We start from the raw sequence: 17,553 nt of genomic DNA, 5'->3' as shown, positions 1-17,553 counted from the left end.
TTCGGCTAGCGGACGAACGGTCCCGTGGGAATCGGAACGACGCCGGTGTAGGACGCTGGCACATCCGGGCCGTCGCCAAACGGAAGGAATCCGCTTAGGGCAGCGGCGGAAAGGCACGCAGCGCGGCTTCGATCGCGGCCGCGGTGGCGAGCGGCTTCTCCATCGGGAACAGGTGGGAGCCGTCCAGCATCGCCATGCGGCCCTGCGTGATGCGCTGGGTCATCGCCAGGCCGACCTGGCCGATCTCCTCGGACTGCAGGCCGCCGATGAAGCCGGCCGGGCAGCGCAGCGGGTGCTGGCGCAGGATGCGCTCCAGGTTGTCCGGCAGCGTGTTGTAGATCGCGGTCTCGACGTCGCGGTCGAAGGCCAGCACGCGCTCGCCGCCCTTGTCCTGCGTGCCGTGGGCGATGTAGTCGGCCAGCACCTGCGGTTCCCAGCGGGCGAAGGCCTTCTTGTGGCAAAAGTGCTCCAGCGCCTCCTCGCGGGAGGGCCAGCGGTTGCGCCGCTTGCGGCTCACGGCGCCGGGAGTGAGCGAGCCCACCAGGGGCGTGCGCTTGACGGCCCGCAGGGCATGCGACTTCCAGCCGCCCACCAGGGGCGAGTCGAGCAGCAGCACGCCGCGGGCGAGCTGCGGATGGCGCGCCGCGCACAGGATGCTCAGGAAGCCGCCCAGGGAGTGGCCGACGAAGAACGCGGGTTCGCCGGCCCTGCCGGTCTCGCGCTCCGCGAAATCGTGCAGCTGCTGCACGAGGTGCGGCCAGTTGTTGGTGACGGGGTAGTCCGCCTCGTGGCCGAACTTCTCCACGGCCTTCACGGCGAAGCCGCGCGAGCGCAGTTCGCGGAAAAGGAGGCTGTAGGTGCCGGCGGGGAAGCTGTTGGCGTGGGAGAAGACGATGAGCACTAGATCAGTTTTTCTTCCGGCGTCGAGATCTTCTTCAGCGGCTTGCTGCGCCCGCCCGCGTGCGTGCGCAGCGGCGTGTCCGTGTGGCTTTCGTCCCAGACCGGGTCTTCCAGGCTGTCGAACACCTCGCGCAGCTTCTGCCCCCAGCCGAGGTGCAGCATGCGGAAGTAAGGGTTCTGCACGTCGATGCAGACCACCTTGTCGGTCTCGAAGCGGTTCGCCTCGTACACCACCAGGTCCAGCGGCGGGCCCACCGACAGGTTGGACTTCATCGTGGAGTCCATCGACACCAGGGCGCACTTGGCTGCCTCGTCGAGGTCGGTTTCCGGCGTGATCACGCGATCGAGCACCGGCTTGCCGTACTTGTACTCGCCGATCTGGAAGTAGGGCGTCTCCGCCGTCGCCTCGATGAAGTTGCCGGCCGAATAGACCTGGAACAGCCGCATCCCCTCGCCGCGGATCTGGCCGCCGAAGATCAGGTTGACGTTGAACTCCACCCCGGAGTTCTTCAGCGACCCGGCATCGCGGTCGTAGACGTGGCGCACGGCCTGCCCCAGCACGCGGCAGGCGTCGAACATGCTGGTGGCGTTCCAGATCGTGATCGCCTCGGAGCTGTTCGTTTCCTTCAGGTGCTCGACCTGCAGGATCTCCCGCACCGACTGCGCGATGCTGAGGTTGCCCGCGGACAGCAGCACCATGAAGCGGTCGCCGGGTTTCTCGTAGACGATCATCTTGCGGAAGGTGCTGATGTTGTCCACGCCCGCGTTGGTGCGCGAGTCGGACAGGAACACCAGGCCCGCATTGAGCTTGATGCCGACGCAGTAGGTCATGGCTGGATCAGTTTCTTCAGGGTATAGAGCGCGTCGAGGGCATCCCGGGGCGTGAGCGCGTCGGGGTCCAGCGCGGCGAGGGCGGCCTCCACCTTGCTGGGCGCGGGCGCATCCGCCACGGGCGGCGGCGCGAACAAGTCTACCTGCTCGCGGCTTTGCTCCTGGTGCTGCTCCAGCGCGGCCAGGGCATGGCGGGCGTGGTTGACCACGCCACTGGGCATGCCCGCCAGCCGCGCCACCTGGATGCCGTAGCTGCGGCTGGCGGGCCCGGGCTGGATCTCGTGCAGGAACACGATGTCGGCGCCCGATTCGGTGGCGCCCACGTGCACGTTGAGCGCGCAATGGTGCCTGGCCGGGAATTCGGTCAGCTCGAAATAGTGGGTGGCGAAGAGCGTGAAGGCCTGGGTCCGGTCGTGCAGGTGGGCGGCGATGCCGGAGGCGAGCGCCAGGCCGTCGAAGGTGGAGGTTCCGCGGCCGATCTCGTCCATCAGCACCAGGCTCTGCGCCGTGGCGCCGTGCAGGATCTGCGCCGCCTCGGTCATCTCCAGCATGAAGGTGGACTGCGCGTTGGCGAGGTCGTCGGCCGCGCCGATGCGGGTGTGGATCGCATCCATGGGCCCGAGCCGGCAGGCCTGCGCCGGCACGTAGGAGCCCATGGCGGCCAGCAGGCAGACCAGCGCCACCTGCCGCATGTAGGTCGACTTGCCGCCCATGTTGGGGCCGGTGATGACCTGCATGCGCTGCTTCGGGCCCAGGCGGGTGTCGTTCGGGATGAAGGCGCCGGAACTGGTTTCGGCCAGCCGCGCCTCGACCACCGGGTGGCGGCCCTGCGCGATCTCGATTCCCGGTTCCTTCATGAACTGCGGGCGGCACCAGTTCAGGGTGAGCGAGCGTTCGGCCAGGGCGCACAGGGCGTCCAGGCTGGCGAGCGCGCGCGCCAGCCGGCCGAGGGCGGGCACGTGCTCCTGCAGCGCGTCCTGCAGCTGGTCGTAGAGCCACTTCTCGCGCGCCAGCGCGCGCTCCTGCGCCGACAGCGCCTTGTCCTCGAAGGCCTTGAGTTCCGGGGTGATGAAGCGTTCGGCGTTCTTGAGGGTCTGGCGCCGCTTGTAGTCGTCGGGCACCTTGTCCAGCTGGCCCTGCGTGACCTCGATGTAGAAGCCGTGCACCTTGTTGTACTGCACGCGCAGGTTGGCGATGCCGCTGCGGGCGCGCTCGCGCGTTTCCAGCTCCAGCAGGAAGCCGTCGCAGTTGTCCTGGATGGCGCGCAGTTCGTCCAGTTCGGCGTCGTGGCCGGTGGCGATCACGCCGCCGTCGCGCACCAGGGCGGAGGGATCCTCGCGCAGGGTGGCCGCCAGCCGCTCCACGCAGCCGGGCGGCGGCAGCAGGTCGTGCGCGGTGTCGGACAGCAGCCCCGGCAGGCCCTGCACGTGGGCCGAGAGCTGCAGCGCCTTGTCCAGCGCCCAGCGCAGGCCGACCAGCTCGCGCGGGCGCACCTGGCGCAGGGCGATGCGGGCCGTGATCCGCTCGACGTCGCTCACGCCCTTCAGCTCGGCGCGCAGCTTCTGCCACAGGCCCTCCCGCAGGCCGGCGATCGCGTCGAGGCGCTGGGTGGCGACGGCGCGGTCGCGCGGCGGCTCCAGCAGCCAGGACCGGAGCATGCGGCTGCCCATGCCGGTCATGCAGGTGTCCAGCAGCGAGAAGAGGGTGGGGCTGTCCTCGCCGCGCAGGGTCTGCACCAGCTCCAGGTTGCGGCGCGTGGCCGGCGGCAGCTCGATGCGCTCGCCGTCGCGCACAACCTGCAGCTGGCGCACGTGCGAGAGCGAGCGGCCCTGCGTGTGTTCGGCGTAGGCCAGCAGGGCGGCGGCTGCGGCATGCGCGTGCGGCAGCTCGTCGGCGCCCCAGGCGGCCAGGCTCGCGGCCTGCAGCTGCTCCAGCAGCTTGCGCTGCCCGAGGCCGGGGTCGAACTGGAAGTCGGGCCGCTGCGTCAGCGGCACCGGGCCGCGCAGCAGCTGCAGCCGGTCGCGGAAGACGGGCGTGATGTCGGCGGCGTGCAGCAGTTCGCTCGGGGCCACGCGGACGATCCAGTCGCCCAGGGCATCGCCGTCGCATTCGGCCAGCTGCAGCGCGCCCTGCGTGACGCTGAGCCAGGCGAGCCCCACCTTGTGGCGCGGGCCCTGGTGCACGGCCAGCAGGACGGCCTCGGACTTCTCGTTCAGGAGCTCGGTGTCGGTGAGGGTGCCGGGGGTGACCACCCGGATCACCTTGCGTTCCACCGGGCCCTTGCTGGCGCCGACCTCGCCGACCTGCTCGCAGATGGCCACGGATTCGCCGCAGCGGATCAGGCGCGCGAGGTAGCTCTCCACGGAGTGGAAGGGCACGCCCGCCATCACGACCGGCTCGCCGGCCGACATGCCGCGCCGCGTGAGGGTGATGTCCAGGAGCCGCGCGGCCTTCTCGGCGTCGTCGAAGAACAGCTCGTAGAAGTCTCCCATGCGGTAGAAGACGAGCGTGTCGGGATACCCCGCCTTGATGGCGAGGTACTGCGCCATCATGGGCGTTACGGGCTTCGGCTGCTCGTCCGTAACTGCTTGATTTTCCTTGCTCGACGCTTGCAACTCGTTGTTTCCTCGACGTTTTCGCCCTACTGGGCGCCGCGATTCATCGCCCGCCTACACCCGCCTAAACCCGGCTACACTTCACGCCGTAGCGTAGCTTTTTCTGGTGCTGCTCCAGAACCTACGCCGGCAGGGGCGAAAAGCTACGCTGCTGGGGGTCAAAAAGCTACGCTCGCCCATCTGTAGGCCCGCACACGCTATGACCTTCGACGCCCGCTCCGCCAAGCTGTTACAGGCTGGCCAGCACCTCATTCTGCACGAGCACCCCGGGCTGAGAGTCGAGCGCTCGACCGCCAAGTGGGCCTGGATCTACCGCTACAAGAGCCCTGTCGACACCGGCATGCGGCAGGTCAAGATCGGAGAATGGCCGAAGCTGGCCTACGACCAGGCGGTCGGCGAATGGCGCAAGCTCAAGGAGCGGCGCGAGGCCGGCGAGGACCCGGCGCTGCAAAAGCGCAAAGCCCGCGCGGAGGCGCGCCGACCGCCAGCGGAGTCCGCCGGGCCCTACCTCGTGCGGCAGCTCGTGCAGGACTACCTCGCTGGCCACATCGACCGCAGCCGCAAGCCCAAGGGCCGCGCCGAGGTGAGGCGGGTGCTCGAGCGCGAGACGGAGCCGATCGCGGACCGCCCGGCCGACCTGCTGCTGCGCAGCGAGGCGTTCGACCTGATCGAGAAGCTGGCCGACAAGCCCGTGCTGGCCAGCCAGGTGCGCCAGGAGATGGGCGCGGCCTACGACTACGGCCTCGACAGCGGCAAGCTCAAGGAAACGACGCCGAATTGGTGGCGCCAGATCATGCGCGGCAAGCTGCGCAGCAAGGGCAAGAAGATCGCAGGCAAGCACGTCGGGACGCAGAAGCGAGCACTAAGCGAACCGGAACTCGGCGGGCTGATCAACTGGTTGCCCAACTTCAGCAAGACCATCGCCGACGCGCTGACGCTGTACCTGTGGACCGATACCAGGGGAGCCGAGATCGTGGCCATCGAAAAGACGGAGATCCGCGAGGAGGCGGACGGGCTGTGGTGGCAGATCCCGAAGGAGAAGACCAAGAACGCGCGGCACGAGAACGCGACCGACCTGCGCGTGCCTCTGGTGGGCCGGGCCAAGGCCGTCGTGCTGAGGCGCATGCAGCAGACCGACCGCTGGCTATTCCCGAGCGAGACCGGAAGGGATGAGCCGATCGCTCAGAAGGTCATCCAGAGCGGCGTCTACCATCACCAGCCCTACTGCAAGACGGTCGACAAAAAGCACAGTGGCGGCCGCCCTCGGCTGCCTGTCACCCACTGGTCGCCGCACGATCTGCGGCGCTCGATCCGCACGCTGCTCGCCAGTATGGGCTGCCCTGAGCCGGTGGCGGAGGCCATCATGGGCCACATGCCACCTGGCATCGTTGCGGTCTACAACGTCTACGGCTACGACGCGGAGCGGCGGGAGTGGCTTACGGCGCTGGATGCGAAGCTGGAGCAGCTGGCGCTGCAGGCGCAGAGCTAGGCCGGCGCGGCTTCTTCGCGCCGGTGTTCGGCGGGCACGGCTGGTCGGAAAGCGGCCGGGAGCGCGCCCACTCGAGGATGTCGTCGATGAAGTAGCCCACCCGGCGGCCGGCCAGCTGCCGCGGCTTCGGAAACCTGCCCTGCCGGATCTCCTCGTCAATGACGGTTTCCGAGAGGGTCGTCAGCTCCGCGACCTCGGCCTTGTCGAAGTACAGCCTTACGTCCACGGCTATCCTTTCTTCTCGGGCTGGGGCATTGCCACGCCATCGGCGGGAAGCGCGTCCAGCACCTGCAACAACTCGGCGGCGAACGGGTTTTCGTCGTACCCGCCTTCGCCGAGCGTGCCTTCCTTGACACGATGCCGTAGCGCCTCGATGGTGGTTTCTTCGGGCTCCCACTGACCCTCCAGCCCGTAGCAGGAGCAGTGGCTCCCGTTCACTTCGTAGAGCTTGCCGTCGCGGCGGAACAGCACGAATGCGTAGCCCTCGTAACTCGGCGTGCCGTAGCTGGCGAGCAGGATCTCCGCGCCCTTGAACTCCGGCTTTTCTTCGACCGGCATGGCATCCGGCTCGCGGTAGGCTGACCAGCGAGAGTCGTCGAATTCGGTGAAAACATCCGTCACCGACTGCCCTTCCCAGTTGTTCAACAGGATGGGGTTCACCGCTTCTCTCCTTGATCGTTTTGGGGTATTGCCACGCCATGGGGATCGGCGAGGGCTTCGCGGGCCACGCGAGCCGCCCGGCCGAGGTCGTCAGCACGCACCCCCTGCGGGTCCATCCCGGCGATCTGCCGCAGCGCGGAGCGCATCACCATCCGGTCGTATTCGGCGGCGATGACCTCGGGCGGATCGCGCAGCGCCTTGGCCTGCAAACTCTCCCCCACGCCAGCGGTCACGCTCCAGCCGCATCGCTCGCACTTCATGCAGTCGATCAGCTTGCCGGGGCCTGCTGGGCTGCACGTCCCCTCGTCGCTGCAGTCCATGGTCTGCCCCATGGCCTTGCCGGGCTTCATCGCGCCGCCGCACTTGCGGCACGCCTGCACGCCAGAAGCGGTTGCGGTCAGAGCGCACGGAGGGTGGTGCGGATCGCCGCACGGCTCCTTGAAGCGGTCCACTTTGCATCGCGGGCAGATCCACTTCGGCTCAGGCGCAGGGGCCGCCGGCACGCCACGGGCGATTGCCTGCTCCAGTTCGGCCATGTGGCGCAGCGCGTCGTCCTTGCCGGGCGACTTCGGCAGACGCTCGATGTCCCGCCGCAGCATCGCCAGCTCCTCCACGGGTGCAGCCGCTGTCACGCCAGCGGCGGGCAGCGGTTGCCAGTGCGTCGGGGCGCGCCACTCGTTGCCGTCGTAGCCGACCGTCCAGCCCTCGCCGCCCTCGCGAGCCGGCGCGCCGTCGCTGTCATAGGTGTCGGGCCACTTGACCCAGCAGGCCGCGCCGACCCGGTTCCCTTCGCGCAGGATGACCTCGCGGCCGTCTTTCGGCGCCGAATTGATGGGCCGCCACGCATCGGCTTGCCGCACCACCGCCACGCCAGTGGTGGAGCGCGCCTCCCCCAACTCACGCACGAGCTGCTCGCGCTCGTATTCGTGGTTCGTCTGCATGGAGAGAATGCGGCTGCGCTGGTCCTTCACCACGGCCTGCAGCCCGGCGACGGTGGCTGTCAGGTGGTCAACGTCGCTGGCCATGCCGAAAGCCGGAATCTCTCGCCAATGCGTCGGCTTGACGTAGACCGGCGCGCGCCGGTCGGAGTCCTTCCAGTCCGGGTTGCCCATGTTGGTCCATTGAGCGAGAAGGAACGATTGGCGGTCTTGGTCCCACTGGAGCGCCTCGGCTCCCATGTACGCGGCCATCCGACGCTGCCACAGCATGCCGTGCACCTCCTGCCACAGACCCTCGTCTTCGTCCTTGTTCGGAGGGATCACCTCGTGCCCACGACACAAGTAGAACTTCCCAACAGGGTCATTCGGCAGCCTGACCAGCGTACTGATCCAGCCGTCTTGGCGGGCCTGATCGTCGCGGTAGGCGGCGACCACGTTGTCCGGGTGGTGGTGCGGCGTGTCCTTGCCGCAGATCGGGCACGCGAAGGTGCCACGCGCTTCCGTCGTGCCCGTCATTTCGTTTCCTTGGGTTGGTTGGTAAGGGGTATTGCCACGCCATCCTTGGGTGCCGGTAGGAATGGCGTTCCGTCGAGCTTGCACACGTCCTTGAGCAACCGCGCATTCAGCGACCCGCCGGGGTGCCTGACGCGGATGAACACGCGGATGCCGCTGGGAGTGACGGGAGGCCACACGTAGTAGCCGACGACGGTGTGCTCCACCCAGGAGTCGGGCCGTGCGAGGTGGATCAGCACGCGCTCGCCTATCTTCGGGAGGACGTCGCCTGCGACCGGCTCCAGGTCGCCTCGTGCCCACTTGAAGGCCGCAAGGGTGTCGGCCCAGACCACATCGAAGGACACGTTCCGGTCGTAGCCGGCCGCATCCTTCGCCTTGTCCAGCCAGCGAGTACGGGCCGCCGCCGCTTCGCGCAGCGAGTCCAACTCGCGTTCGGCAGCGCCGGCACGGCGGTCGGCCTCGTCGCGCTCGGCACGCATGGCATCCAGATCGCGCAGGGCTTGCGCGTGTTGTTCATCGAACATCGTCAAGTCCTTTCACGCCATCACCGGGCTTCGGCCGGTTGCACTCCCCGGCGATGCAGCCGCGCAGACCGCTGGCATGGCGCTCGCAGTGGCGGCCCGGCATGCAGGGTGCGGGCCGCGCCATCGCGCGCAGCTGCGACGGGTTCGGCAGGGGTGGGTCGTCGTGTTTCTGGTCCATCACGCGGCCTCCAGTTCCGGCAGGCGGTGCGTGCGGTCGAAGGTCTCGATCACCTCCTGGTAGTAGGCGCGGGCGTGGCGCACCTTCTCCCACATCGCCGCTTCCTTCTCGATGTCGCGCGTCACCAGCCAAGTCGTCAGGCGCATGTGCTCCGGCACGTGGCCGACCATGTGCATCTGCAGGGGCTCGTAGCCGATCAGGTGCTCGGGGGTGTCCACCAGGGCGTAATTCACCTCCCACTCCCCGGCGTCCCACAGGGCCATGTACCCGCGCATCTGCCACTCGTAGAGCTTGTCCTCGCAGTCCGCGACCGCGATCGGGAAGGTGGCGATCGACCAGGAGCACTTCAGGTCGTGCCCGCGGCGGCGCGGCGCGTCGAACAGGTCGCACTCGCCGGTGATCCAGTCGTTCTGCCGGCGCTCGGCGTTCTTCGACAAGGACAGCCCGCGCACCCGGTTCAGCAGGGCGATGCCGTCCTCTTCGACGAGGAGGCCCTTCTCGGTCTGCTTGCTGGAGAACTCGAAGTCGACACCGAAGATCTCCTGCGCGACCAGCTCGCGGATGTAGGTCCGCGCGCCGACCGAGAGAGGCCCTTCGGCCTTGGATCGTGGTTCGGTCATGAGCTTCCCGATGGAGCTGCAGCGGAACTTAACCATGTGCGGCCTCCGCGGCAGGCTGCTCCGCCTGCTTGCGCAGTTCCGCGCCGCGCGCCTGCACCGCCTTGGCGAACTGCTGGTAGCCCTCGCGGTCGCGGGCCGTGTTGAAGGCGTGCGCTCCGTCCTTTGACACCTTCGACATCTCGCCCAGGCTGGCCGCATTCTTGGCCTTCGCGAGCCAGTGCCCGCGCAGGCCGGCGCCGCCCATCCCCTCGGCGGGTGCCTCGGTGCTGATGCGCAGCCCTTCCACGTTGGCGGTGCCGAACTTCACCTGGCTGTCCACGTACACGGTCACGCGCACGTCGTTCCAGTCGTCGATGAACGCCGAGCCGGTGAGCTGGCGCATCGTCTTGCTGTTCGTGGCGTTCAGGATCATCGGCTTCAGGGGCTCGCCCTGCCGGATCTCCTTCTCCGCGAAGTAGGCGGTGTTGAACAGGTCCTTCGTCTTCTTGGTGCGATCCTTCTCCAGGCGCACGCACTTGATCGTGAGGACTGTCGGCTCCACGATGTCGGCGCTCGCCAGATACGGCGAATCGAACGCCTTCCGGTAGTGGGTCTTGTCGGTCACGACTGCACCTCGCTCATCTCGATGGCCTGCAACTGCTGGATCTCGCGCATGATCTGCGTCACCCGCGCGCCCATCTCCGCGCGAACCTGCTCCAGTTCCTTCTGCTTGGCAGCGAGCTTGGCGGAGCGCGGATCGAAGCCGTCCGGCACTTCGACGGTGATGGCCTCCTCGCGCACCACGACGCGCTCCGTGTCCTTGTATTCGCGAGGGTCGTATGCCAGCCAGCCCCACCGCCTTTCTTCCGGCCAGTAGTCGGCGGTTTGGTAGACGAGGAATCCCTTGAGTTGAATCTGGGCCATGTTCAGTTCTCCAATTCGGCTTCGGTTTCTTCTTCGCTCTCCGGCGCGCAGGGCGATCCCGGCCCGGTGTGCCCGAGGCAATCTCGGCACCAGTGGCCGCGCAGGCGGCGGCGTTCGGCGCGGTCCTCCGCGCGCAGTTCGGCGGCGTCCATGTCGTCCCACTCAGCGAGCACAGCGGTCCTCCAGTTCGGCGATTCGGGCCAGCACGCAAGGCAAGTCCCGGTGATGCACCGGCAGCTCGGATCGGGCCCATTTCAGGTGGGCCAGCTCCAGCTGCACGGGCAGCAGGCGGAAGAAGCGTGCGGCGGCGCGGATCACGCGGCCACCCTGCAGAAGGCGGTCCAGAGCACCAGCCCACAGAGGACGGCGATCTCAGGCCAGTAGGTGCGGGCGATGGCGGCCAGCGCGCGGCGCGATGCGGCGCGGTGCTCTTCTGCGCAGGGGCCGCGGCCTTGGTTGCAGGCGGTCTCGCGCATCACAGGCCCGCCTTTCGGATCTCGTCCAGGTCGATCTCCTCCGGCTTCTGCGCGAGCGCAGGCACGACTTCCACCCGCTCGCCCACCTCCGCGAGGTCCAGGTGCTGCATCTGCGCCGAGCAGGCGTCTGGCGCCATGCAGGAGAAGGACAGGCGAGGGGAGCCGCGGCGGCCGATGTTCACGGTGAAGGCTTGCAGGCGGGCGGTCATGCGTGCCTCCGGAACTCGACCACCCACAACCACGGGTTCGCCTGCCAGCTGCCGGGGCCGTTCACGGCCGCCCAGACGGCTCTGTAGTGCTCCCGCGGCGTGGCGTTGTACTGGTAGCCCGGGATCGAGCCGTGGCCGCCGGGGCAACCCTCGGCCACGCAGTCGGCGTCGCTGATCTGGTGCAGGCGCTCCACGCGCACGCCGGTGACCTCCAGCGAGATCCGGCTGGCCGCGCGCGGCATGTGGATGCTGGGCCGGCGCTTGAAGCCCCACGCCTTGAAGTCGGCGGCTTCCTGCTCGCTGATGCCGTCGGCGTCGAAGTAGTAGGGCGCCCAGGTGTCGGCGCCCTCGCGCATCATCTGCGGCGTGCGCTCCGGTCGCTGCCAGCCGTTCTCGCGTACCCACAGCCGGTCGCCGGGCTGGCCGTAGGGGCAGACCAGTCCACTCTCGCCGTCATCCCACCATGCACCGAAGACTTCGGGGCCGGGTTGCTCGTCACCGTAGCGGTCGACGACCGTCTGGTGGAAGTGCTCCACGGTGACGGCCGCCTCGTCGCTGGGTTGCACTCGCATGGCGCGCCGCGTCTGCGTCTTCGTGCCGGCCAGCAGCGCGCGCACCATCGGCGCGGAAAATAGGATCGGGCGCTCTTTCATGCGGCCCCCAGGCAGTAGATCGCCAGCGCAACCCACATCACCAGCAGCGCGACGCCGCCGACCCAGAAGGCCGGGCCCACCAGCAGGCCGGGGCCTTCAGAGCGGTCGAAGTCTTCGCTCATGCCGCACCTCCAGCCTTGGCGATGTGCTGGCTCTCTTCCAGCGAGCACCGGGCCCCGCTGGTGCCGTCACGCAGGACGGAGCAGCGAGGGGAGAGCCGTTCGGCCATGAACGCGACATGCCTCTGGCATGCATGCGCCAGAGACTCAGCGTCGAAGGACTGGCGCACGTTGTAGGCGCGGTCGCGCGGCGACTTGCGCACGCTGATCGAGATCAGGTGGTAGGTCACGCCGCCACCTCTTCGCGATGCGCCGTCTGCCGGTCGATCTTCCGGGCCTGCAGCAGCAGCTTCGCGGCTTGCGTGCGGGCTTCGGCGTCCCCGTTGCGCAGCGCGTCAGCGCAGGCGCGCAGGTAGAGCGCGTGTGCATGGACCGTCGCTTCTCGTGCCATCTCGTCCTCCAGCGCCCTTTGGTGGGCGACGGGAGGATTATTAAGTTAACTCAAATCAAGCGTCAAGTATGCTCACGATACCCGTTGAGTGCACTTGGGATTGAGGCAACAAAAATGCCCGCGCAGTGCGGGCCTTGTTATGTGTTGTTCCGAGCTTGCCGGGCTTACGGGCGGCGGCCGTGCTTCTGCATGTACTCCGTCTCCAGCTTCTCGCACGTGGCGGCAACGAACCTGGCCGCGGACGGCTCCAGTGACTTGCGCGCCTGGTCTTGCCAGCACAGCTGGATCGCGCGCCGGTCGACCTCGCTGCCCCCGTCCGTGCTGGACAAGTTCGGGACCGAGCCGCCGAAGTAGATCAGGGCGGACAGCATCCCCCCGATGCCGACGACCCATGGCCATAGGCGTGTCGGACTCTCAATTCTCGCCGGCTCGCCATCGGGCCACGCGACCGCTGGCGTTGGTGGCGGCTTGGCCGGTGTTCGCGGTGCGCCGCACTTCACGCAGGCGCTTGACTTGTCGCTGATGAGTGCTTTGCACTCAGGACAGGACACAAGTGACATTGATGCTTCCCCCTTCCTCGCGCTGTTTTTTTAGTCTGGCTTCCACTTGCTGGGCGACACCACGGCCGACACCGCCTGGACAGAATCCAGTTCGTCGACGTAGATGGTCTGCCGCTCCCCGCTGTTCACAGATAGGACCTCGATGCAGTCGGAGCGCTGATAGAGCAGCTCCTTTACCATCTTCTGGCCGTCCAGCATCTTCACCAACACGTACTCGCCTACGGCTGGGGCCGCGTTGGGCTCCACGAGTACAAACCAGCCATCTCGAATGGCTGGGGCCATACTGTTCCCTCGAACCTTTAATGCGTAGGCATTAAGGTCGTTTGTCGCGATGTTGATGTGCCCATCCCCCGCTCCGGGAATCGAACTGATCTCCTCGTAGAAGCCCCTCTCCCCCATCTTCGCCATCCCGACGACGGGTACTGAACGGACCCCGGAGCGCCGACCAGCATATAGAGGCGGCAAGTCTGTGGCTTGAGCTGACTCAACTCTCTTCGGCCCTCGTCCACTAATTAACCAATTTGCCCGATAGCCGGTGACACGTTCCAACAGGATGGCGGTGTCCCCCTTGAGGGTCTTTGTCTGACCTGTCAACCATAGGCTTACGGCGGAGCTGGTTACCCCAACGGCTTTGGCAAGTTCGGCTGACGAGCGCTCCCCCATCGCCTCGCGGATTCGATCTTTTAGGCTCATCTCTTCGATTGGGCCAGTCAAATCGTCAAGTTCACTTGCCGCCATCTGTTGAGTGTGCTAAAACCTAGGCCGATGAAGACTGCACGAGCAATCAAGTTGGCTGGAAGCCCTTCGGCCCTCGCCAAGCTCCTGGGCATCACTCCGAGCGCCATCTCCCAATGGGGAGACGAGATTCCGCCTCTGCGGCAGTACGAGCTGAGGGATCTCCGCCCCGAGTGGTTCCAGTTGAGGGTCAGTGTCCCTGCTTCCTGTTCGGCGCGCAAGTCTGCTAAAGGCGCTTGATTGGGCCGAAACGATCCCCCGATGGTGCCGATCAACAAGTCCTCCCTCCCCGCTCCGGCGGGCTTCAGCCTGGGCCTTCGGGCCCGGGCTCTTTCTTTCACCGATGTCTCCAAGGCGCGTGACGAGCGCGTTTCCCCGGGCCGTGTGGCTCGGGGCTTTTTCTTCGATGGCTTCGCTGCGTCCCATGCAGCGCAGTCTCCTTTTTTTGTCTCGCGCTGAGACGGCAACAGACGGGAACCCGACATGGCATCTGTTTCTCCGGCCCAAATGACCCTCTCTTTCGAGCCCGCGCTGCCGGATCGCTTCGCCACGCTGCGCGCCTTCGTGGCGCACCGGGCGAGCGTCACGCACAAGTCCATGAAGACGCAGGCGGCGGACATGGACATGGCCCCGTCGACGCTCACGCGCAAGCTGAACCCCGCCGACGGCGACACCCAGCGCTTCAACGTCGACGACTTCGAGTCCTGGCTGCAAAGCACGGGCGAGGCGGCGTCCGTCATCGAGTACCTGTGCGCCAAGTACATGGACACGCCGGAGGCCCGCCGGGCCCGTCTGCTGGCGAAGCTGGAGGGCACCGTCCCCGAGCTGCTGCAGATGCTGGCTCAACTGAAGGAGTCGGCAGCATGACCGCCGCCCTTTCTTCTTTCTCCGCCGCCGAGGGCATACAAGTGGCCGAGTTTGATCTTGGTCAAAAATCTGGCGCAAGCCAAGACACCAAGAGGGTATGTGGCGCGGCACCAAGGTGCCCTTCTTGCAACGTGTCGCAACAGGCCCTTGACGCGGCCAGGAGCTTCCGGGCCACGGGCGTGAAGCCGCAGAACCCGTTCGCCGGCTTCAAGTTGGAGGCCGCGTGGCGATCCGCGTTCGAGCGCTGGCTGCTGGCCCTGTCGGCGGCCGAGGGCGAGGAGGGCTCGGCATGAACACCAAGCCCGGAAAGCTGGAGATCGGCCCCCTCACCTACGGGCGTGCCGGCAAGCACTACAAGCTGCCGCAGCAGGAATTCCAGCAGCCCTCGCGCGTCACCAACGCGAACGCCAAGGGCACCTACAGCCAGCAGAACGACTGGGCCGGCTCCGCTCTGCGCACCGGGTGCCTCGACTTCCTGAAGTGCCCGAGTAGGGGGGGTGGGCTGATGCGCACCGCTGTCGCTGAGACCTCGTTGGAGGCGTTCCACAGCCTTCCGGTCGCCGACTACCTCGCGCCGAAGGAGGCGGCCGTCCTGGCGCTGTTCACCGGCCCGGAGGTGCGGCTGTCGCGCCAGCAGATCGCGCAGATCGCGCCGATGCCGATCAACTGCGTCTGCGGCCGCGTCGACTCCCTGCTGGCCGGCGGCCACCTGGAGGAGGCCGGCACCCGGAAGGACCCGCACACCGGCAAGTCCCAGAAGCTGCTGCAGCTGCCGCGTTCGGCGCAGGGCGAGCTGCTCGGAGGCGCCGCATGAACCAGCCGGCTCCCTCCATGACCGACGAACAGCGCGAATCCGAGATCCGCCGCGCTGGCGAGGAAATGCAGCGCGCCTATGCGCAGTACACGAAGCACGGGTGCCTGTCCGATCTCGGCCGCGCGCACCACCTCCTGGGCCGGATGGGTGCCCTGATCGAGGGGCGCTCGCCGGAGCAGGTTGCCCGCATGGAAGCCGAGCGCGGCCTGCACTTGCCGGCCTGCGCGAATGAGGAGAGGGGCGCCTAAGTGGCGACAGACGCACGCATTTCGACGGGCCTCCCGTTGCACCCGAAGACGAAGAAGCTGATCCGCAAGCTGGGGCAAGCCGCCGGCTGGAACCTGGTGTGCCTGTTCCTGTGGGCCGCCGCCAACCGTTCCGACGGCGACCTCTCCGGCCTCTCCGCGGAGGACATCGAGATCGCCGCTGACTGGGAGGGCGACGAGGGAGCGTTCGTTGCGGCGCTGGTGAATGTCCGCTTCCTCGACGGCGAGGACGGCTCCTACACCCTCCACGACTGGGCCGAGCACAACCCGTGGGCCGCCGGTGCCGAACTGCGCTCGGCCAAGGCCCGCTGGAATGCTGCGAAGCGCCACCATGGGGTTGCTGAAGCTGACCGCCAAGTACCCGAGTACGCTGCTATCCGTAGCGCCTCGCATGCTGACAGCAATGCTGGCAGCACTGCTGAAGGTGACGAGCAGCATGCTACTAGCATGCACGGCGTCGACGGCAGCAATGCTCCGTCTCCGTCTCCGTCTCCGTCTCCGTCTCCGTCTCCGTCTCCGTCTCCGTCTCCTACCTCACTACGTTCGGAAGAGAGCGCGGCAAAGCCGCGAACCACTCGGCGGAAGAAGCCCGAGCAAACCCTGCAGGCATACCTCGACGTCTGCAAGGCTGCCGGTCAGAAGCCTCTGCCCGTGGACCACCCGATCCGCGCGTGGTGCGCCGATGCGGGTATCACCGACGAGATGTTGCAGGTCGCGTGGTGCGTCTTCCGCGACGACCACATCTCCGGCAAGAGCAAGGACAAGACGCAGAAGGACTGGCCGGCGCACTTCGCGAACAGCGTGCGGCGCCGCTGGTACCAGCTCTGGTTCATCGGCGACGACGGCCCGGCGTGGACGTCCAACGGCCTGCAGGAGAAGACGGTTCTCGAGGAGCGCCAGCGGGCGCGGGAGGAGGGCGCACATGCACCCGCGTGACCTGAACCCCGGCTCGCTTCTCTGGCTGCCGGAGGTCGAGGCATCCGTGCTGGGGAGCCTTCTCCTGGACAACGGCGCGTGGGACCGCGTCGGCGACATCCTCCAGGCGCGGCACTTCGGCGCCGACCACGCGGTCATCTTCGACGTGATCGCCTCGCTGGTGGTCGCGAACAAGCCGGCCGACGTGATGACGGTCTACGAGGAGTTGGTGAAGCTCGGGAAGGCCGAGGAAGTCGGCGGGCTGTCGTACCTGAACTCGCTGCAGCAGACGGTCATGAGCTCGGCCAACGTCCGGCGCTACTCCGAGATCGTGCTGGAGAAGGCTCTCCTTCGCGGGCTGATCGAGGCGGCGGAGAAGGTCAAGGCCCTGGCGCTGGAGCCCGGTCCGATGACGGTCGCCGAGCGTCTGGACCAGGCGCAGTCCGCGCTGCAGTCCGTCCAGGTTCAGGGCGGGCGCACCATGCCGACGGCGATCTCCGAGTCGGTGGTAGCTCTGCTGGATCGCATCCAGAACCGCGCCGACGGCACCGAGCCGCGCGGGATCTCCACCGGAATCAGCGACATCGACCGGCTGCTGGGCGGCGGACTCAAGGGCGGGAAGCAGGTCATCGTCGCGGCGCGGCCCTCCATCGGCAAGTCGTCGCTCGCGCAGCAGTTCGCCTTGAACGCGGCGCGCGCCGGCCATGCCGCGGCGATCCTCTCGCAGGAGATGCCGAAGGACGATCTGGTGGAGCGCGGCGCCGCGAACCTGGGCCGCCTCGACCTGAGCCGGATCATTTCCGGTGACCTGGCGGACGACGACTGGAGCCGGCTCACCGAGGCGGTGGAGCACATGCGCGGCCTGCCGCTGTTCCTGGACGACCAGGCCGCGCTGACGCTGGCCGACATCCAGGCGAAGGCCCGCGCGCTGAAGCGCCAGCACAACCTGAAGGTGCTGATCCTCGACTACATCCAGCTCTGTGCGGCCGGAGACAAGGACAACCGGCACCACCAGATCGAGCAGCTGTCGCGTGGGCTGAAGGCGCTGGCCATGCAGTTGGACATCACGGTCATCACGCTGTCGCAGCTCAATCGCGAGGTGGAGAAGCGCACCAGCGGCCGTCCGGTGCTCAGCGACTTGAAGGAGTCCGGCTCCATCGAGGAAGACGCCGACGTGGTGATGCTGCTCTCCCGCATGGGGGAGGAGAAGGACGGCTTCCGCGTCATCCACTGCGACATCCCGAAGAACCGGCAGGGCAAGACCGGCGGGGTGACGCTGGGATTCCAAGGCCAGTACCAGGAGTGGACGGCCACGGTGGCGCCGCCCGAGGAATACAGCCGGCCGGTCCGCCGGCAATACACGCAGGAGGTCTGAGG

At 67.5% G+C, this 17,553-nt stretch carries 30 protein-coding genes; 9 read left to right on the top strand and 21 right to left on the bottom strand.

The genetic code is table 11. The annotated features are described in order from the left end of the window. Positions 1-94: 94 nt before the first annotated feature. From JJ685_RS05470 to mutS, 3 genes are read right to left on the bottom strand one after another with little or no spacing between them, the layout of a single operon-like run. The gene (locus JJ685_RS05470; protein ID WP_201673182.1) at positions 95-901 is read right to left on the bottom strand and encodes an alpha/beta hydrolase; all 807 of its coding nucleotides are present in this window, start codon (positions 899-901) and stop codon (positions 95-97) included. Continuing rightward, positions 901-1,731 carry a proteasome-type protease gene (locus JJ685_RS05465; RefSeq protein ID WP_201673181.1) on the bottom strand — a complete coding sequence of 277 codons (831 nt, stop codon included), beginning with the start codon at positions 1,729-1,731 and terminating at the stop codon, positions 901-903. Before JJ685_RS05465 ends, JJ685_RS05470 begins: the two co-directional genes overlap by 1 nt. Further along, positions 1,728-4,283: a DNA mismatch repair protein MutS gene (gene mutS / locus JJ685_RS05460; RefSeq protein ID WP_201673180.1), complete on the bottom strand. Its 2,556-nt coding sequence runs from the start codon at positions 4,281-4,283 to the stop codon at positions 1,728-1,730. The genes JJ685_RS05465 and mutS overlap by 4 nt, the downstream gene beginning before the upstream one ends. A gap of 262 nt (positions 4,284-4,545) precedes the next feature. Here mutS and JJ685_RS05455 point away from each other — a divergent pair, with 262 nt between their 5' ends. Then, entirely contained in the window at positions 4,546-5,835 is a 1,290-nt protein-coding gene (locus tag JJ685_RS05455; RefSeq protein ID WP_201673179.1) for a tyrosine-type recombinase/integrase, read from the top strand. Here JJ685_RS05455 and JJ685_RS30370 read toward each other — a convergent pair. The 18 genes from JJ685_RS30370 to JJ685_RS05370 all read right to left on the bottom strand — a co-directional run bounded on the left by JJ685_RS30370 (position 5,783) and on the right by JJ685_RS05370 (position 13,317). Further along, complete coding sequence (locus JJ685_RS30370) at positions 5,783-6,061, bottom strand: helix-turn-helix transcriptional regulator (RefSeq protein WP_201673178.1); 279 nt, start codon at positions 6,059-6,061, stop codon at positions 5,783-5,785. The genes JJ685_RS05455 and JJ685_RS30370 overlap by 53 nt on opposite strands. 2 nt (positions 6,062-6,063) lie before the next feature. Next, the gene (locus JJ685_RS05445) at positions 6,064-6,495 is read right to left on the bottom strand and encodes a hypothetical protein (RefSeq protein WP_201673177.1); all 432 of its coding nucleotides are present in this window, start codon (positions 6,493-6,495) and stop codon (positions 6,064-6,066) included. Next, positions 6,492-7,949 (bottom strand): DUF551 domain-containing protein, encoded by a 1,458-nt coding sequence (locus JJ685_RS05440; RefSeq protein WP_201673176.1) that lies wholly within the window; start codon positions 7,947-7,949, stop codon positions 6,492-6,494. Before JJ685_RS05440 ends, JJ685_RS05445 begins: the two co-directional genes overlap by 4 nt. Beyond that, complete coding sequence (locus JJ685_RS05435; protein ID WP_201673175.1) at positions 7,946-8,470, bottom strand: hypothetical protein; 525 nt, start codon at positions 8,468-8,470, stop codon at positions 7,946-7,948. The genes JJ685_RS05440 and JJ685_RS05435 overlap by 4 nt, the downstream gene beginning before the upstream one ends. After that, positions 8,460-8,648, bottom strand: a complete 189-nt coding sequence (locus tag JJ685_RS05430) for a hypothetical protein (RefSeq protein ID WP_201673174.1) — start codon at positions 8,646-8,648, stop codon at positions 8,460-8,462. The genes JJ685_RS05435 and JJ685_RS05430 overlap by 11 nt, the downstream gene beginning before the upstream one ends. After that, a complete protein-coding gene (locus JJ685_RS05425) occupies positions 8,648-9,268 on the bottom strand; it encodes a hypothetical protein (RefSeq protein ID WP_236598680.1) in 621 nt (206 codons plus the stop codon). The genes JJ685_RS05430 and JJ685_RS05425 overlap by 1 nt, the downstream gene beginning before the upstream one ends. Before the next feature lie 28 nt (positions 9,269-9,296). Next, entirely contained in the window at positions 9,297-9,872 is a 576-nt protein-coding gene (locus JJ685_RS05420) for a hypothetical protein (protein WP_201673172.1), read from the bottom strand. Next, positions 9,869-10,171, bottom strand: a complete 303-nt coding sequence (locus JJ685_RS05415; RefSeq protein ID WP_201673171.1) for a hypothetical protein — start codon at positions 10,169-10,171, stop codon at positions 9,869-9,871. The genes JJ685_RS05420 and JJ685_RS05415 overlap by 4 nt, the downstream gene beginning before the upstream one ends. 2 nt (positions 10,172-10,173) lie before the next feature. Then, entirely contained in the window at positions 10,174-10,323 is a 150-nt protein-coding gene (locus JJ685_RS05410; RefSeq protein WP_201673170.1) for a hypothetical protein, read from the bottom strand. Positions 10,324-10,333: 10 nt separating this feature from the next. Beyond that, on the bottom strand, positions 10,334-10,489 hold the full coding sequence (locus tag JJ685_RS05405) for a hypothetical protein (RefSeq protein ID WP_201673169.1): 156 nt from the start codon (positions 10,487-10,489) through the stop codon (positions 10,334-10,336). Continuing rightward, positions 10,486-10,647 carry a hypothetical protein gene (locus JJ685_RS05400; protein WP_201673168.1) on the bottom strand — a complete coding sequence of 54 codons (162 nt, stop codon included), beginning with the start codon at positions 10,645-10,647 and terminating at the stop codon, positions 10,486-10,488. The genes JJ685_RS05405 and JJ685_RS05400 overlap by 4 nt, the downstream gene beginning before the upstream one ends. Beyond that, positions 10,647-10,856 (bottom strand): hypothetical protein, encoded by a 210-nt coding sequence (locus tag JJ685_RS05395; RefSeq protein ID WP_201673167.1) that lies wholly within the window; start codon positions 10,854-10,856, stop codon positions 10,647-10,649. The genes JJ685_RS05400 and JJ685_RS05395 overlap by 1 nt, the downstream gene beginning before the upstream one ends. Continuing rightward, positions 10,853-11,509, bottom strand: coding sequence for a hypothetical protein (locus tag JJ685_RS05390; RefSeq protein ID WP_201673166.1), 657 nt, complete (start codon positions 11,507-11,509; stop codon positions 10,853-10,855). The genes JJ685_RS05395 and JJ685_RS05390 overlap by 4 nt, the downstream gene beginning before the upstream one ends. Further along, the gene (locus JJ685_RS30050) at positions 11,506-11,631 is read right to left on the bottom strand and encodes a hypothetical protein (RefSeq protein ID WP_269117360.1); all 126 of its coding nucleotides are present in this window, start codon (positions 11,629-11,631) and stop codon (positions 11,506-11,508) included. The genes JJ685_RS05390 and JJ685_RS30050 overlap by 4 nt, the downstream gene beginning before the upstream one ends. Beyond that, the gene (locus JJ685_RS05385) at positions 11,628-11,858 is read right to left on the bottom strand and encodes a hypothetical protein (RefSeq protein ID WP_201673165.1); all 231 of its coding nucleotides are present in this window, start codon (positions 11,856-11,858) and stop codon (positions 11,628-11,630) included. The genes JJ685_RS30050 and JJ685_RS05385 overlap by 4 nt, the downstream gene beginning before the upstream one ends. Continuing rightward, complete coding sequence (locus tag JJ685_RS05380; protein WP_201673164.1) at positions 11,855-12,019, bottom strand: hypothetical protein; 165 nt, start codon at positions 12,017-12,019, stop codon at positions 11,855-11,857. The genes JJ685_RS05385 and JJ685_RS05380 overlap by 4 nt, the downstream gene beginning before the upstream one ends. Before the next feature lie 164 nt (positions 12,020-12,183). Continuing rightward, positions 12,184-12,390 (bottom strand): hypothetical protein, encoded by a 207-nt coding sequence (locus JJ685_RS05375; RefSeq protein ID WP_201673163.1) that lies wholly within the window; start codon positions 12,388-12,390, stop codon positions 12,184-12,186. Between the two features lie 219 nt (positions 12,391-12,609). Next, entirely contained in the window at positions 12,610-13,317 is a 708-nt protein-coding gene (locus JJ685_RS05370) for a helix-turn-helix transcriptional regulator (protein ID WP_201673162.1), read from the bottom strand. Positions 13,318-13,344: 27 nt separating this feature from the next. Here JJ685_RS05370 and JJ685_RS30365 point away from each other — a divergent pair, with 27 nt between their 5' ends. Genes JJ685_RS30365 through JJ685_RS05330 form a run of 8 tightly spaced genes read left to right on the top strand, consistent with a single transcriptional unit; the run spans position 13,345 to position 17,551 of the window. Continuing rightward, positions 13,345-13,554: a Cro/CI family transcriptional regulator gene (locus JJ685_RS30365; RefSeq protein ID WP_201673161.1), complete on the top strand. Its 210-nt coding sequence runs from the start codon at positions 13,345-13,347 to the stop codon at positions 13,552-13,554. A 21-nt stretch (positions 13,555-13,575) separates the two neighbouring features. Beyond that, on the top strand, positions 13,576-13,773 hold the full coding sequence (locus tag JJ685_RS05360; RefSeq protein WP_201673160.1) for a hypothetical protein: 198 nt from the start codon (positions 13,576-13,578) through the stop codon (positions 13,771-13,773). 48 nt (positions 13,774-13,821) lie between these two features. After that, entirely contained in the window at positions 13,822-14,181 is a 360-nt protein-coding gene (locus tag JJ685_RS05355; RefSeq protein WP_201673159.1) for a hypothetical protein, read from the top strand. Next, positions 14,178-14,474 carry a hypothetical protein gene (locus tag JJ685_RS05350; RefSeq protein ID WP_201673158.1) on the top strand — a complete coding sequence of 99 codons (297 nt, stop codon included), beginning with the start codon at positions 14,178-14,180 and terminating at the stop codon, positions 14,472-14,474. The genes JJ685_RS05355 and JJ685_RS05350 overlap by 4 nt, the downstream gene beginning before the upstream one ends. Then, positions 14,471-14,995, top strand: coding sequence for a hypothetical protein (locus tag JJ685_RS05345; protein WP_201673157.1), 525 nt, complete (start codon positions 14,471-14,473; stop codon positions 14,993-14,995). The genes JJ685_RS05350 and JJ685_RS05345 overlap by 4 nt, the downstream gene beginning before the upstream one ends. A 17-nt stretch (positions 14,996-15,012) precedes the next feature. Continuing rightward, a complete protein-coding gene (locus JJ685_RS05340) occupies positions 15,013-15,243 on the top strand; it encodes a hypothetical protein (protein WP_201673156.1) in 231 nt (76 codons plus the stop codon). Next, complete coding sequence (locus JJ685_RS05335) at positions 15,244-16,197, top strand: hypothetical protein (RefSeq protein WP_201673155.1); 954 nt, start codon at positions 15,244-15,246, stop codon at positions 16,195-16,197. Next, positions 16,184-17,551, top strand: a complete 1,368-nt coding sequence (locus tag JJ685_RS05330) for a replicative DNA helicase (RefSeq protein WP_201673154.1) — start codon at positions 16,184-16,186, stop codon at positions 17,549-17,551. Before JJ685_RS05335 ends, JJ685_RS05330 begins: the two co-directional genes overlap by 14 nt. Positions 17,552-17,553 lie beyond the last annotated feature (2 nt).

The sequence above is a fragment of the Ramlibacter monticola genome (assembly GCF_016722785.1).
Lineage (GTDB): Bacteria > Pseudomonadota > Gammaproteobacteria > Burkholderiales > Burkholderiaceae_C > Ramlibacter > Ramlibacter monticola.
Note: the sequence above shows the minus strand (reverse complement) of the source record. Positions and strands in the feature narration are given on the sequence as shown.

Bases quoted from the DNA above. Each gene is read 5' to 3' on its own strand.
- JJ685_RS05465 (WP_201673181.1), bottom strand. From the start codon at position 1,731: ATGACCTACTGCGTCGGCATCAAGCTCAATGCGGGCCTGGTGTTCCTG.
- mutS (WP_201673180.1), bottom strand. From the start codon at position 4,283: ATGATGGCGCAGTACCTCGCCATCAAGGCGGGGTATCCCGACACGCTC.
- JJ685_RS05455 (WP_201673179.1), top strand. From the start codon at position 4,546: ATGACCTTCGACGCCCGCTCCGCCAAGCTGTTACAGGCTGGCCAGCAC.
- JJ685_RS05440 (WP_201673176.1), bottom strand. From the start codon at position 7,949: ATGACGGGCACGACGGAAGCGCGTGGCACCTTCGCGTGCCCGATCTGC.
- JJ685_RS05435 (WP_201673175.1), bottom strand. From the start codon at position 8,470: ATGTTCGATGAACAACACGCGCAAGCCCTGCGCGATCTGGATGCCATG.
- JJ685_RS05430 (WP_201673174.1), bottom strand. From the start codon at position 8,648: ATGGACCAGAAACACGACGACCCACCCCTGCCGAACCCGTCGCAGCTG.
- JJ685_RS05425 (WP_236598680.1), bottom strand. From the start codon at position 9,268: ATGACCGAACCACGATCCAAGGCCGAAGGGCCTCTCTCGGTCGGCGCG.
- JJ685_RS05415 (WP_201673171.1), bottom strand. From the start codon at position 10,171: ATGGCCCAGATTCAACTCAAGGGATTCCTCGTCTACCAAACCGCCGAC.
- JJ685_RS05410 (WP_201673170.1), bottom strand. From the start codon at position 10,323: ATGGACGCCGCCGAACTGCGCGCGGAGGACCGCGCCGAACGCCGCCGC.
- JJ685_RS05400 (WP_201673168.1), bottom strand. From the start codon at position 10,647: ATGCGCGAGACCGCCTGCAACCAAGGCCGCGGCCCCTGCGCAGAAGAG.
- JJ685_RS05395 (WP_201673167.1), bottom strand. From the start codon at position 10,856: ATGACCGCCCGCCTGCAAGCCTTCACCGTGAACATCGGCCGCCGCGGC.
- JJ685_RS05390 (WP_201673166.1), bottom strand. From the start codon at position 11,509: ATGAAAGAGCGCCCGATCCTATTTTCCGCGCCGATGGTGCGCGCGCTG.
- JJ685_RS30050 (WP_269117360.1), bottom strand. From the start codon at position 11,631: ATGAGCGAAGACTTCGACCGCTCTGAAGGCCCCGGCCTGCTGGTGGGC.
- JJ685_RS05380 (WP_201673164.1), bottom strand. From the start codon at position 12,019: ATGGCACGAGAAGCGACGGTCCATGCACACGCGCTCTACCTGCGCGCC.
- JJ685_RS05375 (WP_201673163.1), bottom strand. From the start codon at position 12,390: ATGCTGTCCGCCCTGATCTACTTCGGCGGCTCGGTCCCGAACTTGTCC.
- JJ685_RS05370 (WP_201673162.1), bottom strand. From the start codon at position 13,317: ATGGCGGCAAGTGAACTTGACGATTTGACTGGCCCAATCGAAGAGATG.
- JJ685_RS30365 (WP_201673161.1), top strand. From the start codon at position 13,345: ATGAAGACTGCACGAGCAATCAAGTTGGCTGGAAGCCCTTCGGCCCTC.
- JJ685_RS05360 (WP_201673160.1), top strand. From the start codon at position 13,576: ATGGTGCCGATCAACAAGTCCTCCCTCCCCGCTCCGGCGGGCTTCAGC.
- JJ685_RS05355 (WP_201673159.1), top strand. From the start codon at position 13,822: ATGACCCTCTCTTTCGAGCCCGCGCTGCCGGATCGCTTCGCCACGCTG.
- JJ685_RS05350 (WP_201673158.1), top strand. From the start codon at position 14,178: ATGACCGCCGCCCTTTCTTCTTTCTCCGCCGCCGAGGGCATACAAGTG.
- JJ685_RS05345 (WP_201673157.1), top strand. From the start codon at position 14,471: ATGAACACCAAGCCCGGAAAGCTGGAGATCGGCCCCCTCACCTACGGG.
- JJ685_RS05340 (WP_201673156.1), top strand. From the start codon at position 15,013: ATGACCGACGAACAGCGCGAATCCGAGATCCGCCGCGCTGGCGAGGAA.
- JJ685_RS05330 (WP_201673154.1), top strand. From the start codon at position 16,184: ATGCACCCGCGTGACCTGAACCCCGGCTCGCTTCTCTGGCTGCCGGAG.